General features: G+C 68.1%; 20 protein-coding genes. 15 read left to right on the top strand and 5 right to left on the bottom strand.

Annotated elements, in window-relative coordinates; genetic code table 11:
• Positions 1–71 precede the first annotated feature (71 nt).
• From ACFPA8_RS15215 to ACFPA8_RS15155, 12 genes are all read left to right on the top strand, one after another.
• Entirely contained in the window at positions 72–806 is a 735-nt protein-coding gene (locus ACFPA8_RS15215; protein WP_386448358.1) for a DUF2637 domain-containing protein, read from the top strand.
• Between the two features lie 13 nt (positions 807–819).
• A complete protein-coding gene (locus ACFPA8_RS15210) occupies positions 820–1,011 on the top strand; it encodes a mobile element transfer protein (protein ID WP_386448355.1) in 192 nt (63 codons plus the stop codon).
• A gap of 15 nt (positions 1,012–1,026) precedes the next feature.
• Positions 1,027–1,353, top strand: a complete 327-nt coding sequence (locus ACFPA8_RS15205) for a SpdD protein (protein ID WP_386448352.1) — start codon at positions 1,027–1,029, stop codon at positions 1,351–1,353.
• Positions 1,354–1,366: 13 nt separating this feature from the next.
• Positions 1,367–1,603, top strand: coding sequence for a hypothetical protein (locus ACFPA8_RS15200; protein WP_386448349.1), 237 nt, complete (start codon positions 1,367–1,369; stop codon positions 1,601–1,603).
• A gap of 94 nt (positions 1,604–1,697) precedes the next feature.
• Positions 1,698–1,886, top strand: a complete 189-nt coding sequence (locus ACFPA8_RS15195; RefSeq protein ID WP_386448346.1) for a hypothetical protein — start codon at positions 1,698–1,700, stop codon at positions 1,884–1,886.
• 4 nt (positions 1,887–1,890) lie between these two features.
• The gene (gene repSA, locus ACFPA8_RS15190) at positions 1,891–3,297 is read left to right on the top strand and encodes a replication initiator protein RepSA (RefSeq protein WP_386448343.1); all 1,407 of its coding nucleotides are present in this window, start codon (positions 1,891–1,893) and stop codon (positions 3,295–3,297) included.
• Positions 3,282–3,491, top strand: coding sequence for an excisionase family DNA-binding protein (locus ACFPA8_RS15185; protein ID WP_386448340.1), 210 nt, complete (start codon positions 3,282–3,284; stop codon positions 3,489–3,491). Before repSA ends, ACFPA8_RS15185 begins: the two co-directional genes overlap by 16 nt.
• Positions 3,491–4,615: a tyrosine-type recombinase/integrase gene (locus ACFPA8_RS27685; protein ID WP_465270237.1), complete on the top strand. Its 1,125-nt coding sequence runs from the start codon at positions 3,491–3,493 to the stop codon at positions 4,613–4,615. Before ACFPA8_RS15185 ends, ACFPA8_RS27685 begins: the two co-directional genes overlap by 1 nt.
• Before the next feature lie 1,634 nt (positions 4,616–6,249).
• Positions 6,250–7,545, top strand: coding sequence for an ice-binding family protein (locus tag ACFPA8_RS15170; RefSeq protein WP_386448337.1), 1,296 nt, complete (start codon positions 6,250–6,252; stop codon positions 7,543–7,545).
• A gap of 358 nt (positions 7,546–7,903) precedes the next feature.
• Positions 7,904–8,428: a DUF5819 family protein gene (locus ACFPA8_RS15165; protein WP_386448334.1), complete on the top strand. Its 525-nt coding sequence runs from the start codon at positions 7,904–7,906 to the stop codon at positions 8,426–8,428.
• Positions 8,418–9,596 (top strand): HTTM domain-containing protein, encoded by a 1,179-nt coding sequence (locus ACFPA8_RS15160; RefSeq protein ID WP_386448331.1) that lies wholly within the window; start codon positions 8,418–8,420, stop codon positions 9,594–9,596. Before ACFPA8_RS15165 ends, ACFPA8_RS15160 begins: the two co-directional genes overlap by 11 nt.
• Before the next feature lie 126 nt (positions 9,597–9,722).
• The gene (locus ACFPA8_RS15155) at positions 9,723–10,685 is read left to right on the top strand and encodes a phosphotransferase family protein (protein WP_386448328.1); all 963 of its coding nucleotides are present in this window, start codon (positions 9,723–9,725) and stop codon (positions 10,683–10,685) included.
• A 181-nt stretch (positions 10,686–10,866) separates the two neighbouring features.
• On the opposite strand, the gene ACFPA8_RS15150 is transcribed toward ACFPA8_RS15155, so the two are convergent.
• Positions 10,867–11,382, bottom strand: coding sequence for a putative immunity protein (locus ACFPA8_RS15150; protein ID WP_386448325.1), 516 nt, complete (start codon positions 11,380–11,382; stop codon positions 10,867–10,869).
• Positions 11,383–11,557: 175 nt separating this feature from the next.
• On the bottom strand, positions 11,558–11,992 hold the full coding sequence (locus ACFPA8_RS15145; RefSeq protein ID WP_386448322.1) for a VOC family protein: 435 nt from the start codon (positions 11,990–11,992) through the stop codon (positions 11,558–11,560).
• Between the two features lie 290 nt (positions 11,993–12,282).
• Between ACFPA8_RS15145 and ACFPA8_RS15140 the strand changes: the two genes are divergently transcribed.
• Together ACFPA8_RS15140 and ACFPA8_RS15135 are read left to right on the top strand one after the other, a co-directional pair.
• Positions 12,283–13,512: a CehA/McbA family metallohydrolase gene (locus tag ACFPA8_RS15140; protein ID WP_386448319.1), complete on the top strand. Its 1,230-nt coding sequence runs from the start codon at positions 12,283–12,285 to the stop codon at positions 13,510–13,512.
• A gap of 52 nt (positions 13,513–13,564) precedes the next feature.
• Positions 13,565–13,837, top strand: coding sequence for a hypothetical protein (locus ACFPA8_RS15135; RefSeq protein ID WP_386448317.1), 273 nt, complete (start codon positions 13,565–13,567; stop codon positions 13,835–13,837).
• A gap of 48 nt (positions 13,838–13,885) precedes the next feature.
• Here the strand turns inward: ACFPA8_RS15135 and ACFPA8_RS15130 are convergent, their stop codons facing one another.
• The gene (locus ACFPA8_RS15130; protein WP_386448314.1) at positions 13,886–14,542 is read right to left on the bottom strand and encodes a hypothetical protein; all 657 of its coding nucleotides are present in this window, start codon (positions 14,540–14,542) and stop codon (positions 13,886–13,888) included.
• Between the two features lie 518 nt (positions 14,543–15,060).
• Positions 15,061–16,347, bottom strand: coding sequence for a PP2C family protein-serine/threonine phosphatase (locus ACFPA8_RS15125; protein WP_386448311.1), 1,287 nt, complete (start codon positions 16,345–16,347; stop codon positions 15,061–15,063).
• Positions 16,348–16,802: 455 nt separating this feature from the next.
• Between ACFPA8_RS15125 and ACFPA8_RS15120 the strand changes: the two genes are divergently transcribed.
• On the top strand, positions 16,803–17,441 hold the full coding sequence (locus tag ACFPA8_RS15120; RefSeq protein ID WP_386448308.1) for a DUF4142 domain-containing protein: 639 nt from the start codon (positions 16,803–16,805) through the stop codon (positions 17,439–17,441).
• Positions 17,442–17,546: 105 nt separating this feature from the next.
• Here ACFPA8_RS15120 and ACFPA8_RS15115 read toward each other — a convergent pair whose 3' ends face one another.
• Complete coding sequence (locus ACFPA8_RS15115) at positions 17,547–18,002, bottom strand: hypothetical protein (RefSeq protein ID WP_386448306.1); 456 nt, start codon at positions 18,000–18,002, stop codon at positions 17,547–17,549.
• Between the last annotated feature and the right edge of the window lie 104 nt (positions 18,003–18,106).

Raw genomic sequence — 18,106 nt, 5'->3', positions numbered from 1 at the left:
CGGTTGGCGTGACCGCCTCGCGCCAGGTCCCTACCCCGCCCATGCCTCGAACAGGAAAGGAGGTGTCCCCGATGACGAAGACACAGGCAGAACGCGCGGCGATCCTCACCGCAGGAGTCGTGATCATCGCTTTGACGGTGGCCGCGTTCTGGCTCTCCTACGCCCACCTCGCGGACGTGGCCAAGCACAACGGTCTCGCCAAGAGCCCCGAACGTGCCTGGGCATGGCCCGGCACCATCGACCTGTTCATCCTGGCCGGTGAAGTCCTCATGTTCCGGGCCGCATTGCGCGGCGGCTGGGACTGGTGGGCCTTCTCCCTCACCGCCGCGGGCTCGCTGGGTTCCATCGCCTTGAACGTCGCGGGTGTCGGCACCGATGACCTGAGCCTTGATCACGTCGTCGCTGCCGTCCCGCCGACCGCGGCACTGCTCGCCTTCGGCGCCCTCATGCGCCAGGTCCATGGCCTCGTCACCGACGAAACCACCGACCGTGCACCCGCGCCGCCACCTGTCCCGGCCCCGGCCGTGGACATCGAGCCCGTTCCTACGCCAGTGCCGGCACCGGCGATCGCACCGCCTCACCCGACGCCGGCCACTGCACCGGCCGAGACACCGACCCCGGCACCGGTGGAGACGCCGACGCCGGCACCTGTTCCGGATGTGCCTCCGGCGCTGGTTGACCACGCACGCAAGGTCGCCAACGCCCATCACGCACGGACCGGTGCCCCGATCGACACCGCGACTTTGCGCGCGCGTCTTGGCATCCCTGACCACCTGGCCGACGCGATCGCGGCCCAACTTGCCTGAAAGGAGATCGCGCATGGCACGCCCGAACCACTTCCGCGACGTGATCCGTATCGGTCCCGTCCGCGTCGGCTCCCGCTCCGATGTCCGGGGTCGGCAGAAGCACACCGCTGCCTGCACCGCACCTCGCTGTGGCTTCTCCGCCGACTACGACTCCCGCGCCGCGGCGGAACTTGCCGCACGCACCCACACCTGCACCACCAACTGATCAGGAAGGACAGGCATGTTCACCCCGAAGTACCCCGCACCTGACCAGGCCAGCACGGCCCCGGTCCCGGTCGTGACCACCCTCGGCAGGACCGCCCACCAGGCGCCCGCGGTCGCACAGGCGCCTGCCGTTCAGGCACCCGCGCCGGCATCGGTTGCTGCCTCCCGGCCCTCGGTGCACATCTCCCCGGCCGGTGCCGGTCTCGCCGTGGCCGGTGGCGCCGCCGCGGTGCTCATCGTCGGCGCGGTCCTGGTCTCCATGCTCCTGGCCGTCGCCATCACCGCCACCTCGGTCGCCGTGTGCGCCGTGGTCCTCCGCTCCCTGCTCACCAACAACCGCTGAAAGGAGCCCCGACATGGGCCTGTTCAACCGCAAGTCTTCCGAGTCCGCCTCGACTTCGGACACCGCTTCGTACGAACTCGGTCGCGAGTACGCCATCGCGCGTCGCCACCGAGACCGCAGTGCACAGCGACAGATCGCCCGCAAGTTGGAGCGGGACGACTCCATCGACTCCAAGTCCTTCGGCAAGGGCCGCCAGGACTACGAGGCGATCCCCCCGGTCTCCACTCCGCGCCGCGGCCGTCGCCGCTGAAGGGCCCCCGGGGCGGCCTCTACCGCCAAGTATCCGCCGCCCCGGGCGCCTGCATCTCTCCCGAATCCAAAGATCCGAAAGGACACCAACCATCATGACCCAGCCCACCCCTGCCCGCGTACGCCGCTGCCCCGACTGCGACGGCTTCCCCGTCGTCGCCATCGACACCGGCACCCTCCACAGCGACGGAACCCGCGCCACCCTCCGCGTCACGTGCTCCGCCTGCGACGGCACCGGCACCGTCGCCCTCCACGCTCGCCAGACAACTCCGGTGGGGCGGTAACCGCATGATCGACACCGCTACTGCGGTGGGCCTGGACCCGATCACCCTGGGAGACCTGCTCAGGGTGGCCGGGTCTGACGGCTTCGACCGCTGGGAAGACCAAGTACGCCGCACGGGCGGCTGCTCTGACCCCATCCACCTGACCGGAACGACCGTCACCCGCGACCGTGAAACCGGCGAAGTCCTCTACTCCTACTCCACCGCCGACGAGCCCGGCGGACGGCTCCGCCTCGCGTGCGGCAACCGTCGCGCTTCACGCTGCCCGGCCTGTGCCTGGACGTATGCGGGGGATGTTTTCCACCTCATCCGCGCCGGCATCACCGGCGATCCCCGCATGGCCATCCCCGACCGCGTTCGCACCCACCCCGGGGTATTCACCACCCTGACGGCTCCGTCGTTCGGACCGGTCCACAACCGTCCGGCCTCCGGTCGCTGTGCCTGCGGGGTCCGTCATGCGGAGAACTCTCCGGTCCTCGGGACGGCGGTGGATCCGGAGCGGTACGACTACGCCGCGGCGGTGCTGTGGAACAACCACGCGAGCGTGCTGTGGCAGCGCTTCACCATCTACCTGCGCCGCGAAGTCGCTGCACGCGCCGGCATCACACAGACCCTGCTCAAGGAGACCGCGCGGGTCTCCTTCGGGAAGGTCGCAGAGTTCCAACGCCGCGGCGCGATCCACTTCCACGCCATCATCCGCATCGACGGACCCGACGGCCCCACTTCACCTCCGCCCGCCTGGGCCACAACGGCGTTGCTCGAGGACGCGATCCGCGCTGCGGCTGGCCGTGCACAGACGGTCGTGCCTGCTGCCGGTGATCAGTCGGCTCGGATGCTGCGGTGGGGGAGTCAGGTCGATGTCCGCGCCATCGGCACCGACCAGGGCCAGGAACTCACCGATGCTGCGGTGGCCGGCTACGTGGCCAAGTACGCCACCAAAGCGGCGGAGACCACCGGCACCCTGGATCGCCGCATCGGGGAGATGTCCGAGCTGGACAAGCACCCGGAACTGCCCGACCACACACTGCAGTTGATCCGGGCCTGCCGGGACCTGGACGACCTCTACCCGGATCGGAAGCTGTGGGCCTGGGCTCACATGCTCGGTTTCCGCGGCCACTTCATGACCAAGTCGCGCGCCTACTCCACCACGCTCGGATCTCGCCGCCAGGTACGAGCCGACTACCGCGCCGCACAAGAACGCCGCGAACGCGGACTCCCCGATCCCGACGAACACAGCGAGGCCACCACGCTCACGCTCGCGCACTGGACCTACGCCGGCCACGGACACACACCCGGCGAATCCTGGCTCGCCGCCAACATCCACCGCGACCTACAGACCAACCGAGAAACCGCACGCGAAGTCATCACGGAACTCGACAGCACGGGGGAGGAGTGGACATGGAACGACTGCTGACCGTCGATGAGGTGGCCGACCGGCTTGGCACTACCGTGCGGTTCCCGCGCCGGCTGATCGAAGAACGACGCATCACCTTCGTCAAGGTCGGCCGCCATGTGCGCATCCCTGAGAGCTCATTGAGTGACTACGTGGCTGCTCACACGGTGGTTTGCGTCGAACCATCGTCACGGCGGCTCAAGGCGGTGGCCTGATGCCTCCTCGTCGCAAGCGTCGTCGGAGCTACGGCAGTGTTCGCAAGCTGCCATCTGGGCGTTACCAGGTCCGGTATCCGGGGCCGGATGGTCTGCTCCGTCCTGCTGATCGGACGTTTCCCACGGTCACTGATGCTGATGTCTGGCTCTCGCGGAAACGCATCGAGATCGAAGAGGGACGTTGGGTAGATCCCGCTCACGGCGAGGCGACCGTTCAGGACTGGGGCGCCCGGTGGTTGGCATCGGTGTCGCCACAGCTCAAGCACACGACACAGGCGTCGTACCGGTCGCTCATCGCTTCGCGTATCAACCCGTCGCTCGGAGGTCATGAGCTCTCAAGCCTCCGACCGATCGCGGTCACCGAGTGGGTTGCGCAGATGCGGAGGGCCGGGCTGAGTCCATCGCGTATCCGGCAGGCGTACCGCGTGCTCTCACAGATCATGGAATCGGCCGTCGACAACGGTCTGATCGTCACCACACCGTGCCGCGGTGTCCGGTTGCCGCGCATGCCGCAATCCGAGCCGCACATCCTCACGCCCGAAGAGGCTGCGCGCATCGTCGAGAGTGCTCCGGCGCCGCACGACCTGCTGATTGCTCTCCTGGCCTTCAACGGCTTGCGTATCGGGGAAGCCTTCGCACTGCGGCGAGGGGACATTGACGTCAGCCGGCGTCTGCTCGTGGTGGACGAGAACTTGGCGGAGGCCAACGGGGCGCTTGTCTTCGACACCCCGAAGTCTCATCAGAAGCGGACCTTGGCGCTCGCTGCTTCGCTTGCGGAACGGCTCGGCACGTACCTGACGGGCCTGCCCGAAGACAGCGAAGAACTCCTGTTCACGAATCGGGACGGCAACCCGTTGCGCTACAACCAGTGGCGCAAGGCTCACTTCAACCCCGCCGTGAGTGCGGCTGGTCTGGGTGACATCACACCGCACGATCTGCGTGCCTCACATGGCACGTGGGTGGCTGACCGGTACGGCGTAATGACTGCTGCCCACCGCCTCGGCCACTCCAACGCGAGTGTGACCACGCGCCATTACGCCCGTCCCGTGGCCGGTCGTGACTCGGAAGTCGCCGAAGCGGCAGACGCATGGATGACCGGTAAGGACGGCGCTAGTGGCACGTAGATGGCACGAAGTCGTGGAGGCAACACCTGAAGAGCCTTCATCCGACCGCTGACCAGGACGAATGCGAGATCAGTGGTCGGGTGGCAAAAGGTCTTGAAAACCGTCGTGAGGTAACCCCTCACCGTGGGTTCAAATCCCACCGCCTCCGCCGATGTGATGTCTCAGGACATCGGAAACTCCCGGACCCACGGTTGTGGGTTCGGGAGTTTTGTTATGTGCCGCTGCTGTGGGGTGGTCGGTGTGTGGGCTGGTAGTCGCGGTTGGGGGCTGTGGGGCCCCGCGGCGATCGTTGACGAGATGCGAGGTGATGGTCGCAAGGCGTCGGCGAAGCCGGCACGGTGCTTCGCTGAGAGCATTGGGCCACTTCATTGCCGCGTGAGTACAGGCGCGCGCATGTTCCAGGCGGGCCAACGGAGTTCGTGAAACTCCGAGCCGGCCAGACCTGTCGCTGTATCTAACTATTCACTATTGCGCAGCGCAGTCAGCAGCTCCGAACGTCGCCTCTCTGCTTGGGCTTTGAGGCGGTAGCTCTTGGAGTGCGGCTGACGGCCGGCTCTCCTGCGGAGTTGGTTTGGCTTGGCGCGGTTCGCCCGCTTGCGAATGCTCCAGATCTGCATCTCGGACAGCACTTCGGGCAATGTGAGGGACTGGATAGAGGCTCGCGCGCTCACCCTATTTTGATCGCCCCCTCGTGTTTGAGTCGGAGCACGAGGGTGCGTTCGTAGGGGACGGTTTCGGCGAGTAGGGATTCGCCCTGGCTGTAGCCGGTGCCACGGAATTCCCAGAGAGAGCACGCGGATTGTGGTCTCGTCCTCGGGTTCGGTGGCCGTGTGGTTCTCAGGTGTGTGCTGAGCTTGGCGTCATTGGCGGTGTGCAACCAGGAGCCTCGCCGCCTCCAGCGGGGGAACCGCCCAACTCGGCGCACCCCCTACAAGTCAGGGGGATGGACTATTACTTGGGGGTGGCGGCTGTGGAGCCGGGCCGTGGCTGCTCAGGCAGCCGTCAGTCATGTCGGTCTCCTTACAGGGCCGCCCTGGTCAACCAATCGCCGAACCCTGCTGGATGGTGCCGACCCCGGGTGTGGCGATGACTGCGTCACTGCTGGTTTGCATCACCGACACCGAAGCGCTGCTGGAGTTGGTGAGGTAGACCATGCTGCCGTTCGGGGTGAGCGCTACACCCGGTGCTTGTCTGAGTCGATGCGGTATCGCCTGCACGGCCCCCGAACGTGCCGACGGTCGCGGGACGGCGACGACGCGGTGCGCGGCTGTGCGTCTCGATCGTGGCGTACACCGCCGCAACTTCGAACGCTGCTTCAACTGCGTCGAGCCGTACGAAGCCGCCGCCACCCGCGAAGCAGGGACGGGCACTTTCGGGCAGTAATGTGCTCGTCTATCGCGCCGGAACTTCATGCAACATCACACGCATATTCTTGTATGACCGTTCATTTCGCATGCTCAATCTTCATCCTTATGCTCACCTGTGTGGCAGGTGTATTCGCTTTTCCTGCGGTGTAAAACGAGTAAGGTCAGTGGTCGGCGGTCACTTCGGTTTGCTGAGGGCTTGCAGGACGAGGCCGCCACAATTCGTTCCCACAGGAATGAGCATCCTCGATGAAATTGAGAGTCCATGGCGTGCTGCAGTGGCACGCTATTGTCAGCTGGTTCGTGGCGGTGGTGCTACTCGCCGCCGGCGCCGTGGCCTTGACACCGTCGAGCGCGAACGCCGTTGCTACAGCGGTCAACCTCGGTACCGCGGACAGCTACGGCGTGCTGGGAGGGCAGTCGGTCACCAACACCGGGCCGTCTGTGGTCTCCGGAGATCTGGGAGTCAGTCCCGGTTCGGCGATCAGCGGGTTCCCCCCCGGTACGGTGCTGGGCACGATCCATCAGAATGACGCCCACGCCGCCGGGGCACAGGCTGATCTGACAACTGCGTACAACCAGGCTGCGGGCCAGCCCTGCGACGTCAACCTCACCGGGCAGGACCTCGGCGGCCTCACGCTGACTCCCGGTGTCTACTGCTTCGACAGCTCCGCCCAACTGACAGGCGACCTCACTCTGGACGCCGAGGGTGACCCCAATGCTGTGTGGGTGTTCCAGATCGGGTCGACACTGACGACGGCGTCCGCCAGCAACGTCAACCTCATCAACGGTGCCTCACCGTGCAATGTGTTCTGGCAGGTCGGAAGCTCCGCCACGCTCGGTACCGACACCAATTTCGTCGGCACCATCATGGCCCTGACCTCGATCACGCTTAACACTGGCGCAGACATCAACGGGCGGGCGCTGGCGCGGAACGGTTCCGTGACGATGGACACCAACGACGTCGACGCCAGCAACTGCGCCGCGGCCACCAACGGCGGGACCACCGACGGCGGGACGACCGACGGCGCGACGACCGACGGCGGGACGACCGGCGAAATCGGCGGGACCACCACCGGCGGGACGACCGGCGAAACGGGCGGCACCACCACTACGGGCGGGACCACCACGGGTGGCGGGTCCACTTCGACCTCGGGCGGCCTCGCCATCACCACAGGTGGCATCACCACAGGTGGCAACACCACTGGCGCGACGACTACGACCGGTGGCACGACGGGTGCCAACACCGGTGGCACAACGGGAGCCACCACTGGTGGCGAAAAGGCCCCGGACAAGGGTGACCACGGGGGCAAGTGCCACAAGGGGGGCCCTGGCCACGAGGAGGGCCCGCCGCCCGAGGGGCACGAGGGCAAGGGTCCGCACGACGGGCACAAGGGCGGCCCGCCCGAGGGTCATAAGGGAGACGGCCCGCCCGAGGGTCATAAGGGAGACGGCCCGCCCGAGGGTCACAAGGGCAAGGGTCCGCACGAGGGACACAAGGGCGGCCCGCCCCCGGAGGACGGCGGTAAGCCTCATTGCGATCGCGGCGAGCCGGCACATCCCTGACTGATGCACGAGCCACCCGGCGCGCGGGACGTGTTCCCGACGCCGGGTGGCGGTCCATCGGCGTACGACGAGGCACGCGGCGGATCCATGTGATCCGTCGCGTGCCGCACCCGAAAGAGGTCGGGTGAGGGCAGACCCGGCGATGAACAACTGGATGTGACGGAAGTTGAAAAGCGGCGTGGTTGACGACGCAGCCACCACTACCTGCGATGCACCGGCTGCGCAGGATCCGGGCGCAGAGCCCGACGGGCTCCGGAAGGATTCACAACTCAGCGCCCCCTGGCGGACTTTGGTCGGCTGGATCGCGGTCCTGTGTATCGCGGCATCCCTCGTCCACGTACTTCTCGTGTTTCTCCACGTGGCGCCTCCCAACAGCATTTCGAAGCGCTACACAGAGAAGATCGACGCGTGGGTCCTGCCCTTGTTCGAGCAGAACTGGCAACTCTTCGCCCCGAATCCGGAGTCGGTGAATCAGCAGATCTCGGCGAGGACCGCCCGTACCGCTAAGGACGGCACCGCAGTGTTGAGCGGCTGGGTCGATCTGTCCGCTATGGACACCGCAGCCGTCCGCCACAGCGTCTTCCCGAGTCATACCGCGCAGAACATGCTGCGCCGGGCCTGGATCTCCTACGAGCGACACCACGGCGGCAACGACCGGTCCCACACGGACCGGGCGCGCATGATGAAGGAGTACCTCCGCAACATCGCGGCCGATCGGATCGCCGCCCACAGGCACAGCACCTTCGACTCCATTCAACTGCGCGTGGTCACGAAGCGGATCCCCCCGCCCGCACCGGACGGCGGTGCCTCTCGGCCCACTGGCCGCGAGTCCCACGAGACCAGGTATCTGCCGTGGTGGAAGGTGGCCACACATGCCGACTGAACAGACAACGCGTCTGCCGCACCAGGCCCGCCGGACCGGGGTCCCGTCGATCCTGCCCGCAGGCAGACAGCGCGTAGCCGAAGGCCTGCGCTCCCTGCGCGCTGCCCTGACGCAGCGACCGGTCTCGCTGTACGCCGCGGCGGTGCTGCGCATGGGATACGGGTTCCTCTATCTCGCCCTGCTGTTGCGGGAGTTCCCCCACCGTGACGAGTTGTGGGGCCCGGGCTCGGCGTGGACGCCGGACCTCTCGGCCGAACTGACCGACGAGACCGGCTTCGCCAGCATCCTCGCCCTGTCCGACAGCCGCCCGTACTTCGAAACCTGCTACGCCCTCGCCGTCGTCGTCGCAGTGCTCTTCATGCTCGGCTGGCGAACCAGGGCGATCTCCCTGCTCTTTGCGGTGATCGTCGCTTCGTTTCACTCACGGGCCATCTACATGACTGACGGCGGAGACAATCTCGTCCTGCTCATGTCCCTCTACCTCAGCCTCACCGCCTGCGGCCGACGCTGGTCACTGGACGCCCGCAGGCTTCGGCGCCGGACTGCCGTATCCGTCGCGAAGCCTCGCCGTGTGCCCGCTCAACTCGGCATCGTCCGCGGGCAGGCGACGACGGTCTTGCACAACTGCGCGATGTTCGTCATTGCTGTCCAGGTCGCCTTCCTGTACGGATCGGCGGGACTGTTCAAGGTCCAGGGCAACTTCTGGGGCGACGGGACCGCCCTGCACTACGTGCTCAACCTCGACCTGTTCCGGCCCTGGCCCGAGCTGTCGCTCCTGGTGGATCAGCAGACGGTACTCATCGCGATCGCCGGCTATCTGTCGGTGCTGCTCCAAGTCGCTTTTCCGTTCGTTCTGTTCAGCAAGGTCAAGTACGTCGTTCTGCCGGTGATGCTCGGCATGCATCTGGCGATCGCCGTACTGCTGGGGCTGCCGTTCTTCTCAGGCGCGATGATCGTTGCCGACGCGGTCTTCCTCCCCGACCGCTTCTTCACATTCCTGGCGGGACTTCGGGGACGCATCGGCCAACCGGCCACCCACACGCCGAAACTCGACGCCCCGGCTCAGCCGAAGGCCGTTCTGCCTGCCCAACAGCCCACAGCCGGCGGCGCAGTTGGTCGCGAGTCCGCTCCGGTCCGCAGCGCATCCGGACCGGTCCCCCCACCCTGACGGTGGGCGTCGGTGCGGGCTACGGTCCGGCTCGTGCCGGGGGAGTCTTCCGACTGAGCAGCACGGCCCTCGCCTCCAGCCCAAAGCCCTTTGTGCGGGCCATCGTCCGGATGATGGCGTGGCAGGGTGACCAATCACGATGAGGCGGCGGCTGTCCGACCGTCGACCCTGGCTTGGGTGAGCGGGCACCTGGAGGCCGGCGAACGGATCGTCGGAACCGAGGCGCTGCACGGCGGCATCACCGCCGAAATGCGGCGGCTGACCATCGGCAGGCGGGACGGAGGCACCCGCGACCTGGTGCTGCGGACCTTCGGCGACCCGTACTTCGTGGAGCGCGCCGAGGACTCGCTGAACAGGGAGGCCGGGGCCCTGGCCCAGCTCACGGGGACCGGTGTGCCGGCGCCTGGACTGGTCGCGGTTGATCAGGCCGCCGCGCATTGCGAGTATCCGTCGCTGCTGATGACACATCTGCCGGGGCGGACGGTCCTCGACGATGAGGGATTGGAGACGCGCGTCCCTCTGCTGGCCCGTCAACTCGTGGCGATCCACGCGTTGCGACCCGCCGTGCGGCCCCCGGGGTATGTGGCGTTGACGACCGCCGAGACCGTCGTGGTTCCGAAGGGCGCAGACGCTGCGGCATGGGCCGCTGCGATCGACGTGATCCGCAGGCCCGTGCCGCCCTGTGAAGGGCGGTTCCTGCACCGGGACTTCCACCCCGGCAACGTGCTGTTCGACGTACTGCCTTCACAGTCGGCAGGTGCCCGGATCACCGGCGTCGTCGACTGGGCGGCGACCTCGTGGGGCCCGGCGGACCTCGATGTGGCGCACTGCTCCACCAATCTCGCGCTGCTGCACGGCCCGGCATGGGGCCTGCGGTTCGCTGAGGCGTATGAGGAGGCCGGCGGGATGCTGGCCGAGGCCGCGAGCGAGCGCCTGTACTGGCAGGTGCGGGACGGACTGGCGTTCTCAGAAGAAGTGCAGTCGGTGGCGCAGCCATGGCGGGAGGCAGGAAGGACGGAGCTGACGACGCGAGCCGTCGAGGAGCGACTGGATGCCTACGTCACCGCCCTGATGGACGCGCTGGGCTGAGCCGAGGCGGCCCGGAATCCCAATGGCTGACTATGGTCGAGGAGCCGACCAGTCCTACCGCGTTGCTACGTCACCCTCTGGAACAGCGCTCCTGAGCGGCCGTGGCTTCTCGCAGGACGTCCATGACTCGCGGTCCAGCACCTGTTCGGCCGGACAGCTGTGCCGGCGTCCCGACGCACGCTCAACAGTCGAACACCGACCAGCAGATGTCGTTCCGCAACCGCTGGTCGTCGAGTACGAGCTCGCGAATCGCCTCCGGAAGCTGGTCGCGCTGCCACTGGCACTCGACTCGCCCCGCGGCCTCGCCCTCGCCTTCCGGCGCGGCCGCACGTGCGGCCTTGATCGCATAGGCGGCCGCACCGAGCTCGTGCGCGGCGACGTGGGCGACGACAGCGGCCTGGCCGGCTGCGTACGCTGCATGCCGTGCCGCCCCACGCAAGTCTCTGGCCGCACCCATCGCATGGCCGCCCGCCGTACGGGCCTGGGTCATCCTGACCTCGCCACGCACCCAGGCGCGGGCATGCTCGATCGCCTGACGCGGCCGCGGATCCTCGGGCTGAGCCGACTCGAAGAGGTCAAGGACGTGCTCCGCGCAGGATGCCGCCCAAAGGGCGAGGAGGTGGTGATCCGCGTCAGTGAGGGTCCCCCCGCGGCGGATCGTCACGAAGCGAGGGTCCCGGACCTTCGGAAGGATCATGATCGGCACTCCTGACGCGTTCACCCGGCTCGTGGCCGGCTGTTGGCGAGGCGGCGTCGCGTACCGGCGGCTGCCGGCGGTCGACGGGTTGCGCTTGCCGGGCAGTTCCCGATCTACCGCCGGCCAGCCACCGGCTGCTGTCCCGTCTGGGCGACGAGGCGACGATCGCTGCCGCTCAGTCCAGACAGAACTCGTTGCCCTCGACGTCCTGCATCACGAGGCACGACTCGTTGTGCTCGTCGGCAAGCAGCAGTCGCACGCGTGCCGCGCCGAGCGCGACCAGCCGTGCGCATTCGGCCTCAAGCACTGCCAGGCGCTCTTCACCGACGAGTCCGGTGCCGACCCGCACGTCGAGATGCAGCCGATTCTTGACGACCTTGCCTTCGGGTACGCGCTGGAAGAACAGTCTCGGGCCCACACCTGAGGGATCAGCGCATGCGAACGCCGCACCCTGCCGCTCGGGCGGCAGCGTGCGATCGTAATCGGCCCAGGTAGCGAACCCCTCCGGCGGCGGCGGTACGACGTACCCCAGCACCTCGCACCAGAAACGAGCGACGCGCTCAGGTTCTGCGCAGTCGAAGGTGACTTGGACCTGCTTGACCGATGCCATCGGTCCACCATAGAGGCGCGACCCAGCCGTCGCTGCGGGTCGCGGTCTTTGCGTGACGTCCGGCTGTCCGCGGGCACGTCCTGGACGTGCGCACCCTAGCCGCTCGACCGCACCCCGCTGCTCCCGCGCTACGGGGCGGAACTGCCGGCCGGGGATGAGTACTCGGACAACTCCCGTGCTGCCGACTGGAGTTGCGACACGGCCCGGGAATGCTCCGAAAGGGAGAAGTTCAGCCATCCGTCGTGCGCGGGGTACTGACGAGTAGGCCGCTCTGCGCTGGAATACCCCGCATGACGAAACACGACCACGACCACGACCACCATCACACGCCCACCAGACGGTCCCTGCTCGCCGGTGCGAGCGGCCTCCTCGTCCTCGCGTCGGCCCCGGGTACCGCGAGTGCGGCCAGTACCCGGACCGCCAGATCGTCCGACATACCGGTCAAGCGCACCGGGGCCGCCAGGGCCTCCCGCCTCACCCAGGGCACCACGCTCGTCCACGCCGACATGCACAACCACACCGCCATGTCCGACGGCGACGGCGACCCCGAGCTCGCCTTCGCCTCGATGCGTGACGCGGGACTGGACGTCGCCGCCCTCACCGACCACGCCACGCTGCTGTCGATCGAGGGCCTCAGCTCCGAGGAGTGGGACCGGACGGGCCAGCTCGCCGACGCCGCCAACGACCCCGGGGCGTACACCGCCATCCGCGGCTTCGAGTGGTCCCACCCCCTGCAGGGCCACGCCAACGTCTGGTTCACCGACGACTGGGTCGACCTCGGCGGCGCAGGCAGTCCGGGCTCGCTCTACAGCTGGCTGCAGGACCGCGAGGCGGTCGCCAGCTTCAACCACCCGGGGCGTGAGTCCGGGATGTTCGACAACTTCAGCTTCTCCGCTGGGGCGTTGGAGAAGATGGTCGGCCTGGAGATGTTCAACCGCGGCGACGACTATCTCTTCGACGGCTGGGACAAGACCGGCCGCTCGCCCCTCGTCGCCTGCCTCAACGTCGGCTGGCGCACCGGCCTGACGGGCGTCACCGACGAGCACGGCACCGACTGGGGCTTCCCCGAGGGCAAGGGCCGCAGCGGGCTGTGGGTCGCCGAGAACACCCGGGCGGGCATCTTCGAGGCGATGCGGGCCCGCCGGTTCTTCGCAACGCGCGTCTCGGGCCTGCGGCTCGACGCGGTGGCCAACGGCGTCCAGATGGGCGGCACCCTCGGGCTGGCCTCGGGCGACGTCCAGTTCACCGTCGACCTCGACCGCGGCCCCGAATGGGAGGGCAAGCCCCTCAACGTCCAGGTCCTGCGCCCGGGTTCGGACGCGCCGACCGTCGTGGACGTCATCGAGACCCAGTCCAACAAGCTGACGACGTTCACCGTGCCCCTGAACGCCGCCGACGGCAACTGGATCGTCCTGCGCATCTCCGACCCGGCCCAGGCCAACCCCTCCCCGGGCCCCTCGGGCCACGCGTGCAACGACTGGGGTGTGGCGTACTCGAGCCCCTGGTGGCTCCAGGCGTGACCCGCACGCAGGGTGGTTGGCCCTGACGGGGGTCAACCACCCTGCGGGGGCGATGAGTTGGTCAACCTCTCGACGCCGTCGGCGTGACGCCCACTTCAAGCCCGCCACCTACGACAAGGTCGCACGGGCCTACTTCGACGCCGCACCGCCCGCGGAGCTGGTGGGCGGCGAGAAGAATCCTCCGCCGGGGCTCCACGTCTTCGCATGGAGCCCCACCCAGCGGGCGCTGGTGTGGAAGGGCGACCCTGGATCCATCGGGGTGGCCGTCACGGGCAGCCCAGGCACCGACCTCGTCCAGTTGTGGTCGAGATACCGGCCCGAGTAGCGCCGCCGCGCAGCCGTTGCTTGGGCCTGTCGCGAACCGCCGCCGAGGTCACTGAGGCGACGCACGGACCTGATCCGCACGGGCCCACCCGCACACCTTGCGGCTGCCGCTCGTCGCGATGCCCAGGATCCAGTCCCGCTCAGGGGTCAGCTCAGGGTCCGCGCTGTACTCGTCGACGAGGAACTCGTCGTATGCGGCGGCCGACTCGACGGAGGGGGAGCGCTCGTCCGGCGAGGTGTGCAGCAAGATCTTGCCTGCCGGGCGCAACGCCGCTGTGAGGGACCGGGAATCGCAGGGGGCTGTCGGGCCGAAGTAGGGCTTGGTACGTACGGGCCAGCCGTCTCGCACCGCCGCGACGAATGTGATCGGCACGGAGCCGCCGCCTGCGCAGTCGTCCTCGCTCACGGGCATGAACATCTGGACTTCGAAGCCGTTCCGGGCAGCCGTCACCGATTCGATGGGACGGTCGCACCGCGACGTCTGCGCGATGGGCAGCCGCAGTTGCCGGGGTCCGCCATTGCGCCAGAGCCAGACGTACCAGGACTTGGCTGCCAACTGCGCGCCCCTCGCCTGCAGTTCCACTGCGGCGTCTTCGTGGCCGTCCCCGTCGGCGTCGGCGTACCGCGGTTCTCCCGAGAGCCGCCAGCTGAATCCGCCGGACTCGTTGTCGGCTTCGCGTTCCGCTTTGCCGTCGACCAGCTTCACGGTCGATGACGTCGCTGAATCGAACCACTGCCGGTTCGAGAAGTCGATCTTGCGTATCTCCTTGGATGCCGTCGTCGGCGTTGGTCGTGCGGAGGTTCCACCGGAGCGATCACCGCACCCGGTCAGCACACTGGTCGCGCAGAGAAGCGCGACACCCAGACCGAGACCCCGTCGGCAGCACGTCGCGGCGCAACGGCCCCGCGCCCTCCGCTGAGCTGTGACGACCAATGAACGCTCCCCAAGTCTGTCCAGCAGATGGCGTCTGCTGGGTGCACGGTTCCACCGCGGGCCGCGGCACCGTACGGCCCCGGGCCGCGAGGGGTGATTCGGCATGCTGCGGCTGCGGGGCCAGTGTGGACCACGCGGGGCCCAACTCGCTGTGTCCGCAGGCTACTTGCAGGCGAGAGACGCCATGCGGACGAACGTGGCCCCGGTCTCCCCGCTGTCCTCCCTCGATCCGGTACGGGGACGACACGGTCACGGGAACGGGGACACGGGCGGGCGGCTCGGCCCCGTCGTCACGGCGAGGGGGGTGACGAGTCGTCCTGGGACCATCCGGGGCCGGACCAGTCCAGGCAGAGCACGGTGGCGTCATCCCGTGGGTCGTGGTCGCTGGCCCTCAGGACGGATTGCGTGAACGTGCGCGTCGCTTCGCGAGGGTGAAGATGCCCGGTCTCCTCGATCAGACGACGCAGCACCCGGTCGTGGCCTTGCGGCTCGAGCATGCCGTCGGTGATCAGGACGAGACGGTCGCCGGGCCGCAGACCGAGGCTCTGCACGCGATAGCTGGTCTGGGATGCGATGCCGAACGGCAAGTCGACGACCGGGGTGACCTCCTCGACGTGACCGTCCCGCAGCAGCAGCGGCCAGATGTGGCCGGCGTTGATGAACTCGGTGCGTCCGGTCTCGAACTCGACCCACAGCAGTTGTCCCGTGACCATTGCTTGGGCACCGTGCTCCGCCAGCGCACTGGTCACTTGAGCGGACTGATCGACAGCCGCGCGGTGCTCGCGCACGGTGTGCGCGAGCACGGCTTCATTGGCGGCTTCAGCCTGTGCGGCGAGACCGAGACCTGCGCGGCGGGCGTTGCGCAGGGCACCGACGACGACGGTGGCAAGCAGTGCTGCCCGCACGTCGTGACCCATGGCATCGGTCAGTGACATGTTGAGGCCGTGACCGTTGAGGGTGTAGTCGAAGGTATCGCCGCCCACATCGGCCGCCGGCTCCAGAGCCCCTGCGATGATGAAGCGGCCGGCATCGCAGGTGAAGGACTCGGGCAGCAGGCGGTGCTGGATCTCCGACGACAGGGACAGCTTGGTGGTCCGCCTCCCCCACTCGTAAAGGTCGGTGAAGCGTCTGTTGATCACCACGGCAAACGCCAGCACGCGGCTGGCCTCGGTGATGCGCTCCAGCGTCCGGCGGTCGGGGGGAGCGGGAAGGGTCAGTTCCAGGAGCCCGATCGCGTCGCCCCGGTCGGTCACCGGTGCGACGACCCGGGTGGCGCGCGGGCTCGCTGCGTCTGCCACGCGCCCCTCGCTGCTCACCCACGGCTGCTGGGAGCGGATCACCCCCTCGTAGACGGTGCCGGCCAGAGCAAGCGGCTCGGGCGCGCCGGTGCCGCCCTGTTCGATCGATCCCGTCAGCCGGACCACGGCGTTGCCCCCGAGATCCGTGATGAGGAAGGTGACCTCCTCGGCGGAGAGCTGCTCCCGCAGAACCCTTCCGAGCACCGCGACCGACTTCACCGGTTGCGCTGCCTGCACCGCCGCGAGCAGGTCGCTCACCCAGCCCATGTCGTCCGCCACGCCATGCGCCCTTCCCGTCGGCGGTCAGGAGTCTTCCGTCCGGGGCCGCTGTCCGGGACCGGACCGGGCAGGGCAGGAAAGCTCCGCTCATGGGAAGAATGTGCCGCTTCTCGCCTTCGCCGCCACCCAGGGCGGCCTGTCGGGGTGAGCCGAGGCCGGAGGGCCGGCCGGGGCGGTCGATGTGGGAACGGAACCCCTGCTCGTACGGTGAGTGTCGAAGCCGCACGTGGCCAGTACGAGCCGGACGGCTCCCGCTCGCGACGGCCGAGTTCGGGCCAGTGTGGGCCAGATCGCGGTCATTCTCGGCGAAGGACGGCACAATGGGGCCGCTCGCATAGCAGGCTTCGGGTCCGCAGTAGACGTTCTTGTCGGCCGTGACGAAGCCTTGACCAGAAGCTCACGCACATCATTAACGTGCTGCGCACGTTGATGATGTGTGCGGAGAGGAGGGGCGGATGCGGTTCGCCATGACGTCGGGCCGGGCGGTCGGCACGGTACTGATCGTTCTCGCGCTGGTAGCAACGCTTGCTGGGCTCGTACTGCCTTCGGACATGTTGGCGGGGAACCGGGCGAGTGCCATCGCACGCTCCGGATGGCAGGACGACGGCAAGGGAACCTGGAAGACCGAATACGGTCCGCTCACCGCCATGGACCGTGACTTCCTGCGCAAGGTGCGGGCCGCGGGACTGTGGGAGCTGCCCGCGGGCCGCTCGGCGCAGGAACGGGGTACGCGGAAGTCGGTGCGGATCGCCGGCAACCATCTCGTCGACGGGCACACGGAGTTGGACAAGCGAGCCGTCACGGCCGCCCGTGCGATGAACGTTTCGCTCCCGACGCAGCCCACGGGCTCGCAGCAGGAGTACCTGGACGACATGGAAAAGGCGCAGGGCAAGGAGTTCGACAAGGTCCTCGTCGACCACCTGCGGAAACAGCACGGGGTGGTCTTCGGCCTTGTCGGGCTGGTCCGCGACCAGACGAGCAATTCGATGGTGCGGTCGCTGGCGACGAGGGCGAACGCCATCGTCCTCGACCACATCACCGTCCTCGAGGACACGGGACTTGTGGACTTCGAGGCGCTGAACGACGTGCAGTGACCGGTGCGGGCCGAGTACCGCACGACTGCACGACCGCACGACCGCACGGCAGAAGGGGCGCCCGGACATCCGGGCGCCCCTTCTGTGCTGTCCGGCGCGGTGGTGTCAGCCCTGCCGGCCGGTGGGCCAGGTCGTGACGGACTTCCAGGCTCCGCAGTCGGAGGTGTCTGCCTGGCCGTTGCAGACGGCCACTTCCCCCGTGGTGGTGGGCATGTAGGTCTGCAGCGTGATCGAGACGGGCGCGGTGCCCGCGTCGCACTGGGTGACGACCTTCTTCGGCGCGCTGGGCGCGAGGTCGAAGGTCCACTTCACCCAGAGCGAGCTGCAGCCGGCACCGGTCTTCGTCAGCTTCCCCTCGATCTTCAGAGAGGGGAACGGCATGCCGCTCTCCGTCCACCGCGTACCGGAGGCGTCGGCGTCCCCGTGCCCCGCGGACCAGTCCACCGGTGCCGCCGCCGGTGCTGCGCCCTGGTCCGAGGCGAGCGCCGGCTGGGCGAAGGCGAACATCGCCGTGGCGGACGCCAGAACCGTCCCGAGCGCGAGCGTGCGTGACCGCTTCATATGGTCTCCCCGTTTCGAAATGCCGATGTGACTGCGGGAACTTACTGTCCCCGCACGGCAGTGACAACGTTCCGCCGAAGGCCGCTCACTGAATCCGTTCCGGC

Source organism: Streptomyces ovatisporus, from assembly GCF_042653885.1.
Classification (GTDB): Bacteria; Actinomycetota; Actinomycetes; order Streptomycetales; family Streptomycetaceae; genus Streptomyces; species Streptomyces ovatisporus.
This window is presented reverse-complemented; position numbering and strand designations above follow the sequence as displayed.

Bases quoted from the DNA above. Each gene is read 5' to 3' on its own strand.
- ACFPA8_RS15150 (WP_386448325.1), bottom strand. From the start codon at position 11,382: ATGATCCTTCCGAAGGTCCGGGACCCTCGCTTCGTGACGATCCGCCGC.
- ACFPA8_RS15215 (WP_386448358.1), top strand. From the start codon at position 72: ATGACGAAGACACAGGCAGAACGCGCGGCGATCCTCACCGCAGGAGTC.
- ACFPA8_RS15135 (WP_386448317.1), top strand. From the start codon at position 13,565: ATGAGTTGGTCAACCTCTCGACGCCGTCGGCGTGACGCCCACTTCAAG.
- ACFPA8_RS15160 (WP_386448331.1), top strand. From the start codon at position 8,418: ATGCCGACTGAACAGACAACGCGTCTGCCGCACCAGGCCCGCCGGACC.
- ACFPA8_RS15115 (WP_386448306.1), bottom strand. From the start codon at position 18,002: ATGAAGCGGTCACGCACGCTCGCGCTCGGGACGGTTCTGGCGTCCGCC.
- ACFPA8_RS15210 (WP_386448355.1), top strand. From the start codon at position 820: ATGGCACGCCCGAACCACTTCCGCGACGTGATCCGTATCGGTCCCGTC.
- ACFPA8_RS15120 (WP_386448308.1), top strand. From the start codon at position 16,803: ATGCGGTTCGCCATGACGTCGGGCCGGGCGGTCGGCACGGTACTGATC.
- ACFPA8_RS15205 (WP_386448352.1), top strand. From the start codon at position 1,027: ATGTTCACCCCGAAGTACCCCGCACCTGACCAGGCCAGCACGGCCCCG.
- repSA (WP_386448343.1), top strand. From the start codon at position 1,891: ATGATCGACACCGCTACTGCGGTGGGCCTGGACCCGATCACCCTGGGA.
- ACFPA8_RS15145 (WP_386448322.1), bottom strand. From the start codon at position 11,992: ATGGCATCGGTCAAGCAGGTCCAAGTCACCTTCGACTGCGCAGAACCT.
- ACFPA8_RS27685 (WP_465270237.1), top strand. From the start codon at position 3,491: ATGCCTCCTCGTCGCAAGCGTCGTCGGAGCTACGGCAGTGTTCGCAAG.
- ACFPA8_RS15140 (WP_386448319.1), top strand. From the start codon at position 12,283: ATGACGAAACACGACCACGACCACGACCACCATCACACGCCCACCAGA.
- ACFPA8_RS15200 (WP_386448349.1), top strand. From the start codon at position 1,367: ATGGGCCTGTTCAACCGCAAGTCTTCCGAGTCCGCCTCGACTTCGGAC.
- ACFPA8_RS15195 (WP_386448346.1), top strand. From the start codon at position 1,698: ATGACCCAGCCCACCCCTGCCCGCGTACGCCGCTGCCCCGACTGCGAC.
- ACFPA8_RS15185 (WP_386448340.1), top strand. From the start codon at position 3,282: ATGGAACGACTGCTGACCGTCGATGAGGTGGCCGACCGGCTTGGCACT.